This window comes from Streptomyces sp. NPDC034084, assembly GCF_055575535.1.
The window spans coordinates 249,583-264,806 of sequence record NZ_JBVISK010000003.1 but is presented as its reverse complement, the minus strand read 5'-3'; the positions used below and the strand labels follow the sequence as shown (position 1 = coordinate 264,806).

Below are 15,224 nucleotides of genomic sequence, written 5' to 3'. Positions count from 1 at the left end.
GCTCCACATCGCCGCCCCGGACGGGCTTCGGTACTCACCCCCAAAGGTGGGCCGGCCGTGCCGAGCGGGGCCGAGGTTATGGCTCTGCGCGTCGGTGGGCCCGTGGGAGACGGCGTCGGGAACCCAGAGGGCAGGTGAGCCATGCGGCCCGGCGCACCCCGCCGGCGCCGCCCCTCGGCGCGCTGCCCCGCGCAACAGTTGCCATTTGACAACTATACCCAGGAGAAAACAATCTTGACTCGGCGCGTCACACGCTCATGACTGAGGTGCGGTACGCCGACATAGCGGCCGATGAGCGGGAAGGCACGTCAGAGCATGCAGGGGGACCGGGTGAGGACGCTAGGCGCTGTGCAACGCGCGACCATCGCCGTCGGCCGTCTTCCTGTCGAGACCGGCGTAGGCCATGGCCTCGCCATGGAAGGCCTTCAGCCCTTCGGCCAACGCTCGCAGATGCGCCGGCGACATCCGCTGCAACACCGCTTCGACCTCTCGGGCCCGGGCGGCACGCAGCTCAGCCAGCACCGCTTGGCCACGTCGGCTCAGTCGCAGTTCGACTTCTCGCCGGCTCGTCAGGCTCTGAGAGCGCTCGACCAGACCGGCCGCCTCCAGGCGGTCGCACAACCGGCTCACGGAAGGCGGCCGTGAGCCCAGCGCCTCCGCCAGGACGCGCAGGTTGACGCCCTCCTGCTCCTCGACAACGCTCAACGCCCGCAGCTGCGACGGCGACACCGGTCCTGAGGGACCGGCCTCCTGGCCCCTCCCCCAAAGGACTTGGAGCAATTCTGAAACAGCACACGCGTCGTGAGCCACTCGCTCACTGCTGTAGGACGAAAGGGTGCCGGGCATTGCACCACTGTGTCACCCGAAAGTGCGTTTGTCAGCCGAGCGCCCCGCTCTATATCACCGACACTCCCCCGCCCGCCCCCGAGAAGGCACCGACATGAGCAACCTCCTGGCCGCTGAACGCGCGGTGCGCACCGCTGCTCCCCATGCCCTGCTGGACGCAACTCGCGCCGCGGTCACCGAGCACTACGGAGCCTCGGAGGTCAGCCTGCTCGTGGCCGACTACAGCCTCACGGTACTGCAGCCCGTCACCGCCCTTCCCCACACGGCTGAACCGATAAGGGTGCGGGACAGTCCTCAGGGCCGGGCGTTCGTCAGCCAGGAACCGCAGCAGCAGCGGGCGCCCGGCGGCGAGGTGGTGCATCTGCACCTGCCAGTCACGGTACGCGGGGACCGCATGGGAATTCTCACGGTGACCATGCCCGAGGACGGATGCGTAGCCCCGGCGGTGGACGAGCTCGCTGAGCTCGCGCTGGTATTGGGGCACGAAATCATCGTCGCCGCCCGCGACACCGATCTGTATATGCAAGCCCGTCGGTTGAACCGGCTGACCCTGGCCGCCGAGATGCAGTGGCAACTGCTCCCCGGCAGGGGCTGCGCGCGCGAGGAATACGCTCTGGGCGCTCAGCTGGAGCCGGCGTATGCCATCCATGGTGACAATTACGACTGGGCGACGACGGCAGACACACTGACGCTCACCGTCACCAGCGGAATGGGTGAGGGAATCGATGCATCGTTGCTGACCAATCTGGCCGTCAACGCCATGCGCAACGCCCGCCGCGCGGGAATCGGCATCGCGGACCAAGCAGCTCTCGCCGACCAGGCTCTGTACGGGCAGCACCACGGGGCAGCCCATGTGTCGACCTTGCTGCTGTCCTTCGAACTCACCACGGGCAGGGCCCAGGTGGTGGATGCGGGCTCCCCCAAGGTGTGGAGACAGCGAGCCCGCAGCGTCGAGCGTCTCGACTTCGAGGCTCAGTTGCCCCTGGGCATGTTCGACCAGTCCGACTACGTCGCCCAGGAGTTCACCGTGGAGCCCGGCGACCGGCTCATCATCGTCAGTGACGGCGTCTACGCCGCATCGCAGCCCGATGGCTCGGCCCTCGGGGACCGCGCGCTGGTCCGCGCCGTGAACGCCGCCAGTCTGCTTCCCCCCGCCGAGGCGCCTCGCGCGATCCTGCGGGAACTGGCCGGTCACCGATACGCCGACGCCATGTCCGACTCCCTGGTGGTCTGTCTGGACTGGTTCGGCCGCAGCACCCCCCGCTCCACCTGAGCATCATGACGACATGTGCGCCACCGGCCGGCGATGTGCGCAGGGGGCCTAGGGCGCTTTTCGAAAGTCCCATGGGGCGGGTGTCAGGGATGTGGTGAGGACGGGTACATCGAGCGGGTCGTGGTGGATGCGGGCCGCCGGCAGCCCGCCGTGACGAAGGTATGCGGCGGCGGCTGTCACCATGGCGGGCGGGCCGCACAGGAACGCTTCGTGCTGGTCCCAGGGGCCGAATTCTCGAAGGATCTGCGGCAGGTTGCCTTCCGCACCCACGATGCGCTGGTGGGAGACCGCCGCTCGTACGGAGAGCCAGTGCTCGCGCTGGGCCATCCGCAGCATGTCGTCCAGGCCGTAGAGTTCTTCCGCCGTGCGGGCGCCGACGAACAGGTCGACGTACCGGCGCATGCCGTCCTGAGCCGCGTGTTCCAGTAGGGCGCGGATCGGTGCGAGCCCGGTTCCGCCCGCCACGCAGACCAGGTCGCGGTCTTCGGCGGCGTCGAGGGTCATGTCGCCTTGGGGCGGCCCCAGGCGAACCGTGTCGCCTACGGCGGCACGATGAACGAGGGCGTTGCTCACCTGGCCGCCGGGAACCGCACGGATGTGGAAGGTGAGGGTGTTGTCCGGGCGGGGGGCGTTGGCTGCTGAGTAGTGACGCCAGGCCAGGGGTCTCCATGGCGTTTCCATGCTCACGTACTGTCCTGCCGCGTACGGGTAGGCGAGGTCCGGCTGGACGGTGATCTCGGCGATGCCGTGGCCGCGGGGCGTGTGCCGGGTGATCTGGGCGTTCCAGGTGGCCGGGCGCAGACGGGTGTCGTCGGCGGCGGCCAGGATCATCACGCGCGCCGCCGTGTTGTAGGCACGTCCCCAGGCGGCGGCGGTCTCGGCGGTCCAGGAGGGGCCGGCGTAGCGGGCCAGTGTCGCGAGCAGGCATTCGCCCACGGCCGGATAGTGCTCTTCGAGGGTGCCGAACTTGCGGTGGTCGCGCCCGAGGAGAGTGCAGAACCGGACGAGGTTTTCCGGGTCGTCCACCAGCTCCACGATGCGCAGCAGGCCCCGCAGCAGCCTGTCACGCTGGACGTCCATGTTTTCCGGGAAGAGCTGCCTGACGCGCGGGTGGCGAGCGAACAGGATGGCGTAGAAGTAGACCGTCAGCTCGGCTGCCCGTGGTTCGACGGCCGCCAGGCCCGCGCGTACGAGAGCGATCTCGCGCTCAGTCAGCGGTGGGGGCATCGTCTGGGGAAGGGATGAGGCTGGGGAAGCCGGGTTCGGTGGCGTCCACATGGTCCGCGCTTGTGCTGGTGGTGCAGTGGCGCCGGAGGCGCGCAAGGGCGTGGGGGGCGTTGGTGGCACCGGGCGTGCAGGCAAGGGACGGGTCGCAATCTGGGAGAGGGCCGCTGCGTCGCAGGAGGCCAGGCGGAGCACAGACGGGCTGAGTTCTTCGCGTGGGTGAGTCGGGGCAGCGTAAGGCCGTGGTGCGCTCTGTGGGTGTCCTGCCTCCGCACGTGCCGCCTGCAGGTCAGGCCGGCGGGGCGTCGGTCTGGGGCTGTGGCCGGCTGAGGCGGATGGCCAGGGCGAGGGTGTCGTCGGGATGGAGGACGACGGTGTGCATGTCGAGGGCCACGGCAGCGGGGATGTCGGCCAGGGGTCTGGCCGCGTTGCGCCGTCCGGCCTCGATGAGGCGGCGTTCGCCTTCCAGTGGGTCCCTGCGGCTTTCGGTGAGTCCGTCGGTGTACAGGATGAGGAGGTCGCCCGGGTGGACGTTCGTGTTCAGGAGTTCTTCGCTGCCGGGGAAGGGGTAGCCGATGCCTCTGCCGCGAACCTCGAGGTATTCGGGTGTGCCGTCGGCTCGCAGCAGCAGGGCTGGGGGGTGGCTTCCGTTGGCCAGTTGAAGTCTCCCGGTGGCGGGGTCGAGCCGGGCCAGGAGCACGGTCGCCATCAGGTCCGGGGCCAGGGGCATCAGAATCTGGTGGGCGCGGGCGAGGATCGAGTCGAGCGGGTGGCCTTCGAGCGCGAGGGTGCGTACGGAGTGGGCGACGCTGAGGGCGCTGCGGGTGCTTCCTATGCCGTGGCCGAGCGCATCGACGACGGTGATGTGGAGGGTGCCGTCGGGCAGCATGAACCAGTCGTACAGGTCTCCGCCGGTGGGGGCATGGGGGTCTGCCGGAGCGTAGTGGACGGCGAGTTCCAGGCCGTCGATCTCGAGCGGCGGGGGACGCAGGGCGTCTTCGAGCTCCTGGAGCATCCGGCCGTGTGCCTTGCGCAACTGTTCGTCGTGTTCTTCGAGTTGCACGTAGAGGGCGAGGACGCCGCCGTTGGTCTCGGCGAGTTCGTGTTTGAGGCGGCGGTGTTCGGACGCGAGGGCGTCGGCGAGGGCAAGGGCGGCGCGGAGCTCTTCGTCGACGGCCTGGGCCTCTGTCAGGGGTGCGCCGTCCGACAGCGGGTCGGGGACCAGGCTGCGGTCGCCGGGGAGGCGGTGGGAGCCGCCGGGGGGTACGGGGATGCGCCAGGTGGCGGAGTGGGGGGATGTCGCGGGGGCGGGAAGCGGCAGGGCCGCGGTGTCGAGCGGGGCGGTTGCCTGCGGTGCGCGCAGGGTGATGGCTATCGTGGGCGATCCTTCGCCCGGTCCTGCCTCATCGGCGACATCGAGGGCTACGGGCCGGCCGGCGTCGAACTCGCCTGCGGCCAGATCGCTTACGGAGAGCACCAGGCGCGCCCTGAGCTCGGCCGGGAGCCGGTAGGCGTGAGCGAGGCGGCGCACCGCTCGGCGCAGCGGCGCCGGGGCGAAGAAGTGGTTGGCGTCCATGGGTGCCTTACGTGGGCCTGGCCGCGAGCAGCGTGGCGTCGTCGCGGGAGGTGCGGTGGCCGTGGGCGACTGCGGTGGCGAGCAGGGACGGCGGCAGGCGCAGTGTGTACAGGGAGGGTGCGTGGGTCCATCGGGAGTCGATGCCGTCGGTGTGCAGTACGGCGGTGGTTCCCGCGGGCAGTGGGATGCGGTGGGTCTGCGGGGTCGGCATTCTCCAGCCGACGACGCCGGGCTGGCCTGTCAGCCGGTGGTGAATGCCGTCGGCGGACAGGGCCGCTGCTCGTACGTTGCCGATGCCGCTGTATTCGGCCTGCCCGGCGTGGAGCCGCAGCAGGCCGACGGCCGCGCCTCGTGTGTGGCGCAGTGAGCGGTGCAGGGCGGTCATGATCTCGGGCAGCGGGCGGTCCTGGACGCTGCGGAAGGAGTTGATGGCGGTGTGCGCGGCTTCGGCGGCCTGGGGGCCGTGGCCGAGCCCGTCGATGACGGCCGCGGTACGTACATCGCCGTCGTCGATGACGGTGCCCGCGTCGCCGCACTGTGCTTCGTTCTCTGCGGGCAGGCAGATGAGTCCGACGCTCTGACTCGGGGACTGGGGCTGATCGGGAAGGGCGAGGCGGGCGCAGGCCAGTGTGCCGACCCCGACGTGGGTGCGGATGGTGAAGTCGCCGGCGATGCGGGGGACGGCTCCGAGGCCGGCGCCCAGGGTGCCGGCGGTGGTGTAACCGTCCGTGAGGCAGCGCTCGAGATCGGGCATGCCAGGGCCGCGGTCGGCGGCGAGGATCTCCAGGCCTCCTCCCAAGGGAAGCGGCTGGATGTACAGGGCACCGTCACGGGCGTACTTGTCGATGTTGCTGGCCAGTTCGGAGGCGAGGACTGATGCCTGGTGAGGCATCGCGCCGGGCAGTCCACACTGCTCTGCGAGCGAGCGGGTGGTCGCCGCGGCCAGGTGCACGGCGCTGTGGTGGTCGATGCGCACACGAACGGTGGGCATGGCGGAGGAGGTCATCACCGGCTCGTCCACCGGGTGATGATCACCGTCGTGCCCTTTCCCTGAGCGGTGCGCACCTCGAAGTCGTCCATGAGACGACGCGCGCCGCCCAGACCATGGCCCAGCCCCGCGCCGGTGGTGAATCCGTCGACGAGCGCGGCCTCCACATCGGGGATGCCCGGGCCGTCGTCGCTGATCGTCAGCCGCAACCCGATCTTGCCGTGGCGGCGCTGGTGGTCGATGACGAGGGATCCTCCTCCCCCGTGGACGTACGCGTTGCGCGCCAGTTCGCTGGCGGCGGTCACCACACGTGTCTGGTCGACGATTCCGAATCCGATCTCCACGGATGCCGCGCGGACCGCGTGGCGGACCGACAGCAGGTCCTCTTCCGTTTTCAGTACGAGAGTGAGGGAATCGGACGGCTCGGCGGCCGGGGGCGGGTCGTCATGAGGGCGAGCGGCAGGAGTCTTGCTGTTAGCCAGTTGTGTCATGTCGCGCCCCTTCCGGGGGCCGCGGGCCTTGGTGCCATCCGAGAGCGGTCATGCCCTGTTCCGCGTTCAGGACGGTTTCGACTCCGAGGAGTTCAAGGCCCAGTTCAGCCAGAGTGATGGCCACCGGAGGCCGCATCCCCGCCACGATGGCCCGGGCTCCCAGCAGCCGCGCCATGGAGGTGAGCTCCATCAACGTGCGCGCGACAAAGGAGTCGATGATCTCGAGCCGGGAGATGTCGATGAGTACACCGCGCACCCCTTCGGCCGAGATGCGTTCGGTGAGTTCGTCGGTGAAGGCTATGGCGGCCTTGTCGTCGAGTTCGTTGAGGAGCCCCGTGACCAGGACATCGCCCAGGCGCAGGATCGGGACGCCGGTGGGGCGGAACTCCCTCATCGAGGCATCGCCGCAAGGGGCTGGGGCGCCGAGCCGCCGGTGAGTTCGATGGCCGCGGACAATGCGTCGGCCAGGGTGGCCAGGGTCAGGATCTTGGAAAGGTCGATGCCGAGTTGGGCGATGGTCTGCGCGATCGGCGGACGGATACCGCTGATGACACAGTCCGCCCCCATGAGCCGCACCGCGTTGACGGTGTGCATCAGATGCTGGGCAACAGCCGTGTCCACCGTCGGGACCCCGGTGATGTCGATGATGGCGACGCGCGCTTCCTGATCCTGGATCGCGTGGAGCAGGCTCTCCATCACCACCTGAGTGCGTGCGGTGTCGAGCGCACCGATCAGCGGGACGGCGAGCACCTGGCGCCACAGCCGCACGACCGGAGTCGACAGCTCAAGCAACTGGCGGCTCTGCCTGCGGATGATCTCCTCCCGTCCTTCGACACAGGTATCGAAGGACAGGGCACCGGCAGCGTCCAGCAACCGGTTGATCAGCAAAGCGGCCGAGAACAGCTCTCCAGCATCATCGACGCTCTCCTGGACGACCTCCAGAACCGCCTCCTTGAGCGCGAGGACTGCCAGGGACGTAGCCGTAGGCGTGGCCCCGCCTCGCGCTCTGCGCAGGGAAAGCTCGGTCACCGCGCGCTTGAGATCACCGTGGGAGGTCACCACCCGCGCAACCGGCAGAGCCGTGTCCAGACCGGCTATGAGGGCACTCACCAGAGCGTCCGCTTCCTCACGCAGCTCCCGCTCGCTGACACCGGCGCCGAGTTCGGCTTCGCTCAACTGCAGCTCCACCCACCGGTCGGCCACCCGAGCAGCACTCTCCGACAGCGCCTTCATCACGCGCCGGCGGACAGCGGACTCACTGCTACTCAACACGGGTCCCTTCACAGACGCCGCCACACGGCGAACGCCCTGCCATACGGTCTACGCTCGGGAGCCGTAACCCTCCCACGTCAACTGTTGTCGTACGGCAACTATAGGCACGCCGTGACGGTGGATGAAAGCCCCGCCCCCGCCCAGGCCCACCCTTGACCACGAATTGACTTCCAGTTCAGCCCAGATCGGGACGAGCCACAGCCAGGGGTGGCGGGCCTTCACGCGATCGCGACATCACCGACGAGCGCCGGTCACAAGCCGAGCCACTCCCGAGTGGTCAGCCCACGCGACCTCTCCCTGCCACGCCTGGAGCTCGTCGCCGCGGGCGGCCGCAATGATCACTCCCACGGTACGCGGACGAGGGCCAGGCGCGGCGCGCGGTGTGACGCGCGCGAGAGCCGGGCGGGGAGGGGTCCCCTTGGGAACCCCTGGCCATGGAGCCGTCTGCCGCCGGCTGCCCTCAGCACCATCGCCGCGCGCCCCGCCGGCGCTCTCAGGCGTGGCAGGGCGCTTCCCAGTGGCTGACGGGAACCCCGGCGGCCGGGGACCCCGGGAGGCCGAGGCGCTGGGCGGCCTTTGCCGGGTGCGTGAAGAGGGCCGCCAGGAGGCCGGTGGCCGGCAGCAGGGCCGCCGTGACGAACCAGCCGTTCTGATAGCCGACCGCGGCCGTCGTCGCGCTGCCCACGATCCGGCCGAGGACCAGGGGCGAGACGAGCCCGCCCGGCGCGAAAGACCACGACCAGGGTGCCGAGGACGGCACGCGTGATCCCGTGCCGGCTGAGTCGGTCGGGGTCAGGCGATGGCGATTCCGGCGAGGGTCCTTTGGAGTCGGCGGATCGCGTTCTCGGCTTCCATGTACTCCCGGGGGGCCGGGGGGACAGCGCCGAAGGTGGAGCCCTCTTCGGCGGGCATGGCACGCCAGTGCAGGACTGGCGTAAGGGCGGTGGCCGCTGCGCCGAGGAACCAGGCCAGGCGTCCATGTACGTGGGCAAGGGCGATGGCCACGGCAGCGAGCGCTTCCCGCAGGTGTGCCAGCCGTTCGACCTCGGGCAGGGTCTGCTGGGACAGCGGGGTGCCCACAGCGGCGCGCAGGTCGGCGGCGGCTTTCGCCGCGACCGTACGGTCGGCGGGTGTCAGGACCCATATGTGCTCGCGGATCAGCCGCTCGGCTTCCTCCGCCAGCTCCTCAATGACCGTTCGCATGTCCATACCCGCGATCCTATGCGTGTGCTCATCAGCGGGAGAGCGCAGGCAGTCTGCCTGTGATACCGCCTTTGGCGCCGAGCGGCCGGCATGATCGGGCGACAAGTCCTAGTAGGCCGCGACGCCCCCAGGGCCCCCGTGATGGAGGTGCCGGAGAGGAACACGGACCTCAGCGGTACCTCCGGGGACCCGGATCCCGCTTTCACATTGCGCGCCTGACGGCCCACGGGCGGGGGCAGGCTGCCCCTCATCCCCTTCACCGTCCGCACGGCCGCCCACAACAGTCCAGCGGCCCCCGCCGCTCCGAACACCCCTCGCCGGCCGCAGTGCAAGATCACCGCTCCAGGCTCGGCGCCGCCACCGCGACCCCCGCCGCCGCGCCCACCATGCGGATCGCGGTCGGCACGGTGCCCTCCCGCTGTTCCCGTATCCAACAGAGATCTCAGGCGCTCCGGAGCGTCCGGCACATACGCGTAGGTCTGGTGGGCAAGCCTCGGGGCGTGGCCGAGGGGCTGGCGTATCGCGACCTCAGGTGTCCGGTCCACCAGCACCCTTCTCTCCTGGCATCTTCCTTGATCGGAAGTCGCACCGAAGGGTTCCCGCGTCCCGCGCCGGTCCCCGCGCGACGCGGGAACCGGTGCGGCTTTCCGGAGCGGTTACGGGTTGACACAGCCGATCGAGCCGACCGGATAGTCGTTGCCGGTCGATGTCGCCGTGAACCCGAAGGTGACGCTGCCCTCCGGCGGGACGGTCCGGTTGTAGTCGAGGTTCCTGACCATGAGCGTGCCGTCGGACCCCGTGGTCAGCGCACCGTTCCACACACTGCTGACCTTGGTGCCCGCGCCGGGCGTCCACTTCACGGCCCAGCCGTCACGTGTCGTCGTGTTGTGGTTCATGACCTCGACAGAACCCTGGAAGCCGCCGCTCCAGGAGTTGGTCACCTGGTAGACGGCCATGCACCCGGAGTGCGGGTCGGTGGGGGTCGGAGTAGGCGTCGGGGTCGGGGTCGGAGTCGGAGTGCTGCCCGAGCCGCGGATACCGGTCACTTCACCGTTGCCGCCGTCGAAGACGATGTCGGAGCAGGAGAAGAAGTTCTCCTGGCTGTCCGAGCGGACCCACTGGATGAACATCACCGCGTCGCCCGAGCGGCCCGAGGGCAGGTTCAGGTTCCAGTAGTAGTGGCCGCCGTCCGTGCCCGGTGATCCGGTCTGCGGCGGGTTGGTGACGGTCTCGATCAGTTCCAGGTCGTCCCAGCCCAGTTCGGTACTGGGCGAGTAGCCGGGCTTGGACAGGTAGACCCGGAACGAGCCGGGGTGCGCGGCCCAGTTGCTGTGCTTGATCTGGATCGTCTTCCCGGACGTCAGGTGCGTGCGGGGCCAGTCGGAGCGGGCGGCGTTGTATCCGGTGAAGTTGTACGGCGACCGGTCACCGGCGCTGCACAGCTTCCCGTCCGGGACGTAACCCGGCCCCCGCCCACCCGCGTTGGAGTCGAGGACGGCGAACCAGTTGTACAGCGCGGTCGCGCCGCTCTCGTTGAGTGCGGCCTTGCACGCAGGGTTGGTCGGGTCCAGAGCACCGGTGCCGGTCTTGGCGTCCAGCCAGCAGAGGTAGGTACGCGATCCCGGCGTCATCGTCACCCCGTGCGCTTGCGCGTCGCCCTGGCCCATTAATGTCAGGGCGATCCCGCTGAGCAGCGTCGCGAGCACCGCCGCCAGGGAAACAAGTCGTTTCTTGCGTCGAACCATGGTGGTGTCTCCTGTGCCTGTGTGAGGACGTGTCTTGTGGCCGGGCCCTCTCTCCTGCGGCCGGCGTCCGGTGATGCAACCCTCGCCCGTCCGGGAAAGGCGACCGCCGGACAGGCGAGGAGTCTGGGGTGTGACGTGCGCGGGTCAGACGGGCGGTGCGCCCAGGGCGAGTTGGGCGACACGGCGGGTGGGGTGGGCGGCCCGGCCACCGGGCGAGCCGGCGTCGCGAGTGAAGGGCGGAGCGGGGTCAACGGGAACGCCGAACCGTCTACCTTTTGGGAGCGCTCCCACTCATGTACTCGTAGGGGACTGTAAGAGCGGCGTTGCGCTCTGACAACCCATCGGGACGGGGATGTGTGGAGCTGGTTCCGAAGGGCAGGCCAAGGGTGGCGAAGAGATTCGTAGCTACTTTTCGGGTATGCCAGCTCCTTGGGAGCGCTCCCGAAACCGTCACGGCTGGTTCGGGCCGGTGCCGGTGGCGCCGTCGCGGCGCGCCAAGACGCCTCAGGCCGACTCGCGCACCACCAACCGCGTCCGCAGGATCACATGACGCCAGGCCACCTCCGGATGAGCCATTTCCTCCAGCAGCAGCCGCACCATGGTCCGGCCGATCTCCTCCATCGGCTGGCGAACGGTCGTCAACGGCGGCTCCGTCCGCTCTGCCCGCTCGAAGTCGTCGAAGCCGACCACCGCCACGTCCTGCGGCACCCGGCGCCCCGCCGCATGCAAGGCGGCCAGCGCCCCGGCGGCCATGCTGTCCGACGCGGTGAAGACGCCGTCGACCTCCGGGTGGCGCTCGATGAGTCCGGCCATCGCCCGGCGCCCGCTGCTCTCCGTGAAGTCGCCCTCCATGACCAGGGACGGCAGCGCGTCGAGCCCGGCGTCGCCCAGCGCCTCCCGGTAACCGCGCAGCCTGCACTGGGCGACGTACATGTCGGACGGACCCGTGATCGCGGCGATGACCTTCCGCCCGCCCCCCACGAGGTGGCCGACCGCGGCCCGCGCACCGCCGACGTTGTCGGCGTCCACGTAGGTCACCCGCTCGTCGCCCGAGCGCCTGCCCAGCAATACCGTGGGCAGGCCGGCGTCGGCGAGCATGTCCGGCAACCGGTCCTCGGCCCCCACGGACATCAGCAGCGCCCCGTCGACCCGGCCCCCGCGAAGGTACTCCACGAGCCGCTGCCGCTCGGCGTCCGTGCGGACGAGAGTGAGCAGCAGCTGCACCCCCGCCTCGTCCAGGGCGTCGCCGACCGCCCGCGCGATCTCCGAGAAGAACGGCTCTCCGAACAGCCGCCAGTCCGACTTCGCCATCACCAGCGCGACGGCGCCCGCACGCCGCCCCGCCAGTGAACGCGCGGCCAGGTTGGGCACATAACCCAGTTCGTCGATGGCGCGCTGTACGGCACGGCGCGTGGACGCCTTGACGCCCGACGCGTCGTTGATCACCCGGGAGACCGTGCCCCGCCCCACTCCGGCAAGGGCTGCCACTTCCTCCAGAGTCGGTGTGCCGGAACCTCGCTTCAGCATGATCCCACCCCCAAGGACACCAGATCCTACGGCCCAACCGGTGCCGTACCGCTTCTTCTGATGGCTCATCAAATAGCTTGTGGGCGCGCGCTGTCGACGCCTTCGATCCGGGCCGCAGCCACCCGTCGCGGCCAGGGTCTCGTGAAGTCGCGGCCGATGACCCGTGAACCCGGCGGCGGTGGCGAATCCCGTCGAACAGCTTGACGGCGCATCTCGCGACCACGAGATTGGGAGCGCTCCCACTGTCTGTGTCGCACCGCAGGACACCACGCCGGTGCTCCAGTCACCGCGTGCCTTTCCCCTCCCCCGTAAGGACTTCAGAGTGCCGCGACATCAGTCCCCCGCTTCCCCCCAGCCCCGTAGATCCCGCCGATCGTGCCGCTCCGGACGTGTAAGCCTGGTGATGGGCGCGGCGGCTACCGTCGGGCTGGTGGCCGCCGGCGTGGTCACACCCGCCGGTGCCGCCGAACCCCTTGACGACGCCCGCGAGGTCATCGTCAACGGGGACTTCTCCGCGGGCACCGCCCCCTGGTGGTCGACGGCCAACAGTCCCGTCGCAGTCGTGGACGGACACCTGTGCGCCGATGTCCCCGCAGGCACAACCAATGCCTGGGACGCCATCGTCGGACAAAACGGGCTCACCCTCGTCGCGGGCGAGGCGTACACGCTGAGCTACACGGCGACATCCACCGAACCGGTCACCATTCGCGCCAACGTGCAGATGGCGACCGAGCCCTGGAGCACGGAACTCTCCACCGCGCAGCCGGTCGGGACGACCGCCGAACGCGTCACGGAGACCTTCACGGCCGGAGCCGACCACGAGGCCGCTCAACTCGCCTTCCAGATCGGGGGCAGCGCGGAGGCCCTCACCTTCTGCGTCGATGACGTCTCGCTGCGCGGCGGGACCGCGCCACCACCGTACGAACCGGACACCGGGTCGCCGGTCCGGGTCAACCAGGTCGGGTACTTGACCCACGGCCCCAAGGGCGGCACCTTCGTCACCGACGAGACCGGCCCGCTGCCCTGGACGCTCGACTCGGCCGACGGGACGCGCGTCGCCGGCGGCACCACCACACCGGCGGGCGTGGACACCGCCTCACGGCAGCACGTCCATACCTTCGACTTCAGCGCGGTCACGACGCCGGGGGAGGGTTACACCGTCACGGTGGCGGGGCAGAGGAGTGAGCCGTTCGCGATCGGCGACGACCTGTACTCGTCGCTGCGCACCGACGCCCTCGCGTACTTCTACCACAACCGCAGCGGCATCGAGATCGACGCGGACATCGTGGGGGAACGGTACGCGCGGCCTGCGGGGCATGTGGGTGTGAGCCCCAACCAGGGGGACAACGACGTGCCTTGCCAACCGACGGTCTGCGATTACCGCCTTGACGCGGCAGGGGGCTGGTACGACGCCGGCGACCACGGCAAGTATGTCGTCAACGGCGGTATCGCCGTCGCTCAGTTGATGTCCACGTTCGAACGGACCCTGTACGAGGAGACCGCCGACGCCGGGCCGCTCGGTGACGGTCGACTCCGGCTTCCCGAACACGGCAACGCGACTCCTGACATCCTCGACGAGGCCCGCTGGGAGCTGGAGTTCCTGATGCGGATGCAGGTGCCCGCCGGAAAGCCGCTGGCCGGCATGGCCCACCACAAGCTGCACGACAAGGAGTGGACGGGACTGCCGACCCGGCCGGACCGTGACCCCCAGCCCCGGGAACTCCATCCGCCGACCACGGCGGCCACCCTCAACCTGGCGGCCACCGCCGCCCAGTGCGCCCGGCTCTTCCAGGTCTACGACGCGGACTTCGCCGCGCGGTGCCGGTCGGCCGCGCGAGCGGCGTGGACGGCGGCCAAGGCCCACCCGGACGTCCTCGCCGACCCCCAGGACGGCACGGGCGGTGGCGCCTACCCCGACGACGACGTGCGTGACGAGTTCTACTGGGCAGCGGCGGAACTCTTCCTCACCACCGGCGAGGACGCGTACCGCCAGGAAGTTTTGCGCTCCCCGCTGCACGGTGACACCGACGCGGTCTTCCCGCGCGGCGGCATGTCATGGGGGGCGGTCGCCGGGCTCGGCGCCCTGGATCTCGCGACCGTGCCGAGCAGGCTGTCCGCCGACCAGCTCGCTACGGTGCGCGGCATGGTGACCGAAGCCGCCGACGGTTACGCGGCCGACTCGGCCGGAGCCGCGTACGGCCTTCCGTACGCGCCCGGTGACGGGCACTACGTGTGGGGGTCGAACAGCCAGGTCGCCAACAACATGGTCGTCCTCGGCTCGGCACACGACCTGACCGGCAGAACCGTCTACCGCGACGCCGTGCTGCGCGGACTGGACTACCTGCTGGGCCGAAACGCGCTGAACCAGTCCTATATCACCGGATACGGCGAGCGGGACTCGCGCAACCAGCACCACCGCTTCTGGGCCAACCAGCTCGACCACGCACTGCCGCACCCCGCCCCCGGATCCCTGGCCGGTGGTCCGAACGACGCCATCCAGGACCCGGTCGCGCAGTCCAAACTGCGGGGCTGCGCACCGTCGATGTGCTACATCGACGACATCCAGTCCTGGGCCACGAACGAGATCACCGTCAACTGGAACGCCCCGCTCGCCTGGGTCGCGTCCTACGTGGACGATCTGGGGAGCGGTGCGGCCGGGACGGCGCAGTGCGAGGTCACCTACACGTCGCAGCGCTGGGGCGGCGGTTTCACCACCCAGGTCGTGGTGAGGAACACAGGCGCTTCGGCCATCACACCCTGGAAGCTCGACTGGACCTTCGCCGACCAGCAGCGGGTGACCGATTCGTGGGGCGCGGACGTCCGGCAGAACGGCCCCCGGGTCACTGCCGAGGCGCTGACCTGGAATGCCCGTCTGATGCCCGGCGGCACCGTGCGGTTCGGCTTCAACGGCCGGTCCACCGGCCTCGTGAACGACCCGATGGTCTTCCGGTTGAACGACCGGGCCTGCGGGACGCCGGCACGACGATGAGGGGTCCGGCCTGACACGGGCCCGTGCCGAGGCCGGCTCCGCTCGCGGGCGAGGCCGGCCGTTCTCGGGGCGACGCCTTCCGGGAACGCC

At 69.9% G+C, this 15,224-nt stretch carries 13 protein-coding genes; 2 read left to right on the top strand and 11 right to left on the bottom strand.

All coding sequences use genetic code 11. The features are described from left to right. Positions 1-339: 339 nt before the first annotated feature. Positions 340-846, bottom strand: coding sequence for a MarR family winged helix-turn-helix transcriptional regulator (locus ACZ51I_RS12245; protein WP_468874412.1), 507 nt, complete (start codon positions 844-846; stop codon positions 340-342). 94 nt (positions 847-940) lie between these two features. Here ACZ51I_RS12245 and ACZ51I_RS12240 point away from each other — a divergent pair, with 94 nt between their 5' ends. Then, the gene (locus tag ACZ51I_RS12240; RefSeq protein WP_468874410.1) at positions 941-2,119 is read left to right on the top strand and encodes a PP2C family protein-serine/threonine phosphatase; all 1,179 of its coding nucleotides are present in this window, start codon (positions 941-943) and stop codon (positions 2,117-2,119) included. A 48-nt stretch (positions 2,120-2,167) separates the two neighbouring features. On the opposite strand, the gene ACZ51I_RS12235 is transcribed toward ACZ51I_RS12240, so the two are convergent. The 10 genes from ACZ51I_RS12235 to ACZ51I_RS12190 all read right to left on the bottom strand — a co-directional run bounded on the left by ACZ51I_RS12235 (position 2,168) and on the right by ACZ51I_RS12190 (position 12,145). After that, on the bottom strand, positions 2,168-3,397 hold the full coding sequence (locus ACZ51I_RS12235; protein WP_468874408.1) for a globin domain-containing protein: 1,230 nt from the start codon (positions 3,395-3,397) through the stop codon (positions 2,168-2,170). A 235-nt stretch (positions 3,398-3,632) separates the two neighbouring features. Further along, positions 3,633-4,919, bottom strand: a complete 1,287-nt coding sequence (locus ACZ51I_RS12230) for a PP2C family protein-serine/threonine phosphatase (RefSeq protein WP_468874405.1) — start codon at positions 4,917-4,919, stop codon at positions 3,633-3,635. Positions 4,920-4,926: 7 nt separating this feature from the next. Then, on the bottom strand, positions 4,927-5,940 hold the full coding sequence (locus tag ACZ51I_RS12225) for a SpoIIE family protein phosphatase (protein ID WP_468874403.1): 1,014 nt from the start codon (positions 5,938-5,940) through the stop codon (positions 4,927-4,929). Beyond that, positions 5,925-6,398: an anti-sigma regulatory factor gene (locus ACZ51I_RS12220; RefSeq protein WP_468874400.1), complete on the bottom strand. Its 474-nt coding sequence runs from the start codon at positions 6,396-6,398 to the stop codon at positions 5,925-5,927. Before ACZ51I_RS12220 ends, ACZ51I_RS12225 begins: the two co-directional genes overlap by 16 nt. Beyond that, on the bottom strand, positions 6,382-6,792 hold the full coding sequence (locus tag ACZ51I_RS12215; RefSeq protein ID WP_468874397.1) for an STAS domain-containing protein: 411 nt from the start codon (positions 6,790-6,792) through the stop codon (positions 6,382-6,384). Before ACZ51I_RS12215 ends, ACZ51I_RS12220 begins: the two co-directional genes overlap by 17 nt. Continuing rightward, positions 6,789-7,667, bottom strand: coding sequence for an STAS domain-containing protein (locus ACZ51I_RS12210; RefSeq protein WP_468874395.1), 879 nt, complete (start codon positions 7,665-7,667; stop codon positions 6,789-6,791). The genes ACZ51I_RS12215 and ACZ51I_RS12210 overlap by 4 nt, the downstream gene beginning before the upstream one ends. A 496-nt stretch (positions 7,668-8,163) precedes the next feature. After that, the gene (locus ACZ51I_RS12205; RefSeq protein WP_468874393.1) at positions 8,164-8,430 is read right to left on the bottom strand and encodes a hypothetical protein; all 267 of its coding nucleotides are present in this window, start codon (positions 8,428-8,430) and stop codon (positions 8,164-8,166) included. A gap of 32 nt (positions 8,431-8,462) precedes the next feature. Beyond that, entirely contained in the window at positions 8,463-8,879 is a 417-nt protein-coding gene (locus tag ACZ51I_RS12200; RefSeq protein WP_468874391.1) for a hypothetical protein, read from the bottom strand. Between the two features lie 650 nt (positions 8,880-9,529). Further along, on the bottom strand, positions 9,530-10,618 hold the full coding sequence (locus ACZ51I_RS12195) for a lytic polysaccharide monooxygenase auxiliary activity family 9 protein (protein ID WP_468874389.1): 1,089 nt from the start codon (positions 10,616-10,618) through the stop codon (positions 9,530-9,532). Between the two features lie 504 nt (positions 10,619-11,122). Continuing rightward, a complete protein-coding gene (locus ACZ51I_RS12190) occupies positions 11,123-12,145 on the bottom strand; it encodes a LacI family DNA-binding transcriptional regulator (RefSeq protein WP_468874387.1) in 1,023 nt (340 codons plus the stop codon). A gap of 403 nt (positions 12,146-12,548) precedes the next feature. On the opposite strand from ACZ51I_RS12190, the gene ACZ51I_RS12185 reads away from it, so the two are divergent. Then, complete coding sequence (locus tag ACZ51I_RS12185; RefSeq protein WP_468874384.1) at positions 12,549-15,134, top strand: glycoside hydrolase family 9 protein; 2,586 nt, start codon at positions 12,549-12,551, stop codon at positions 15,132-15,134. The last annotated feature ends 90 nt before the right edge of the window (positions 15,135-15,224 follow it).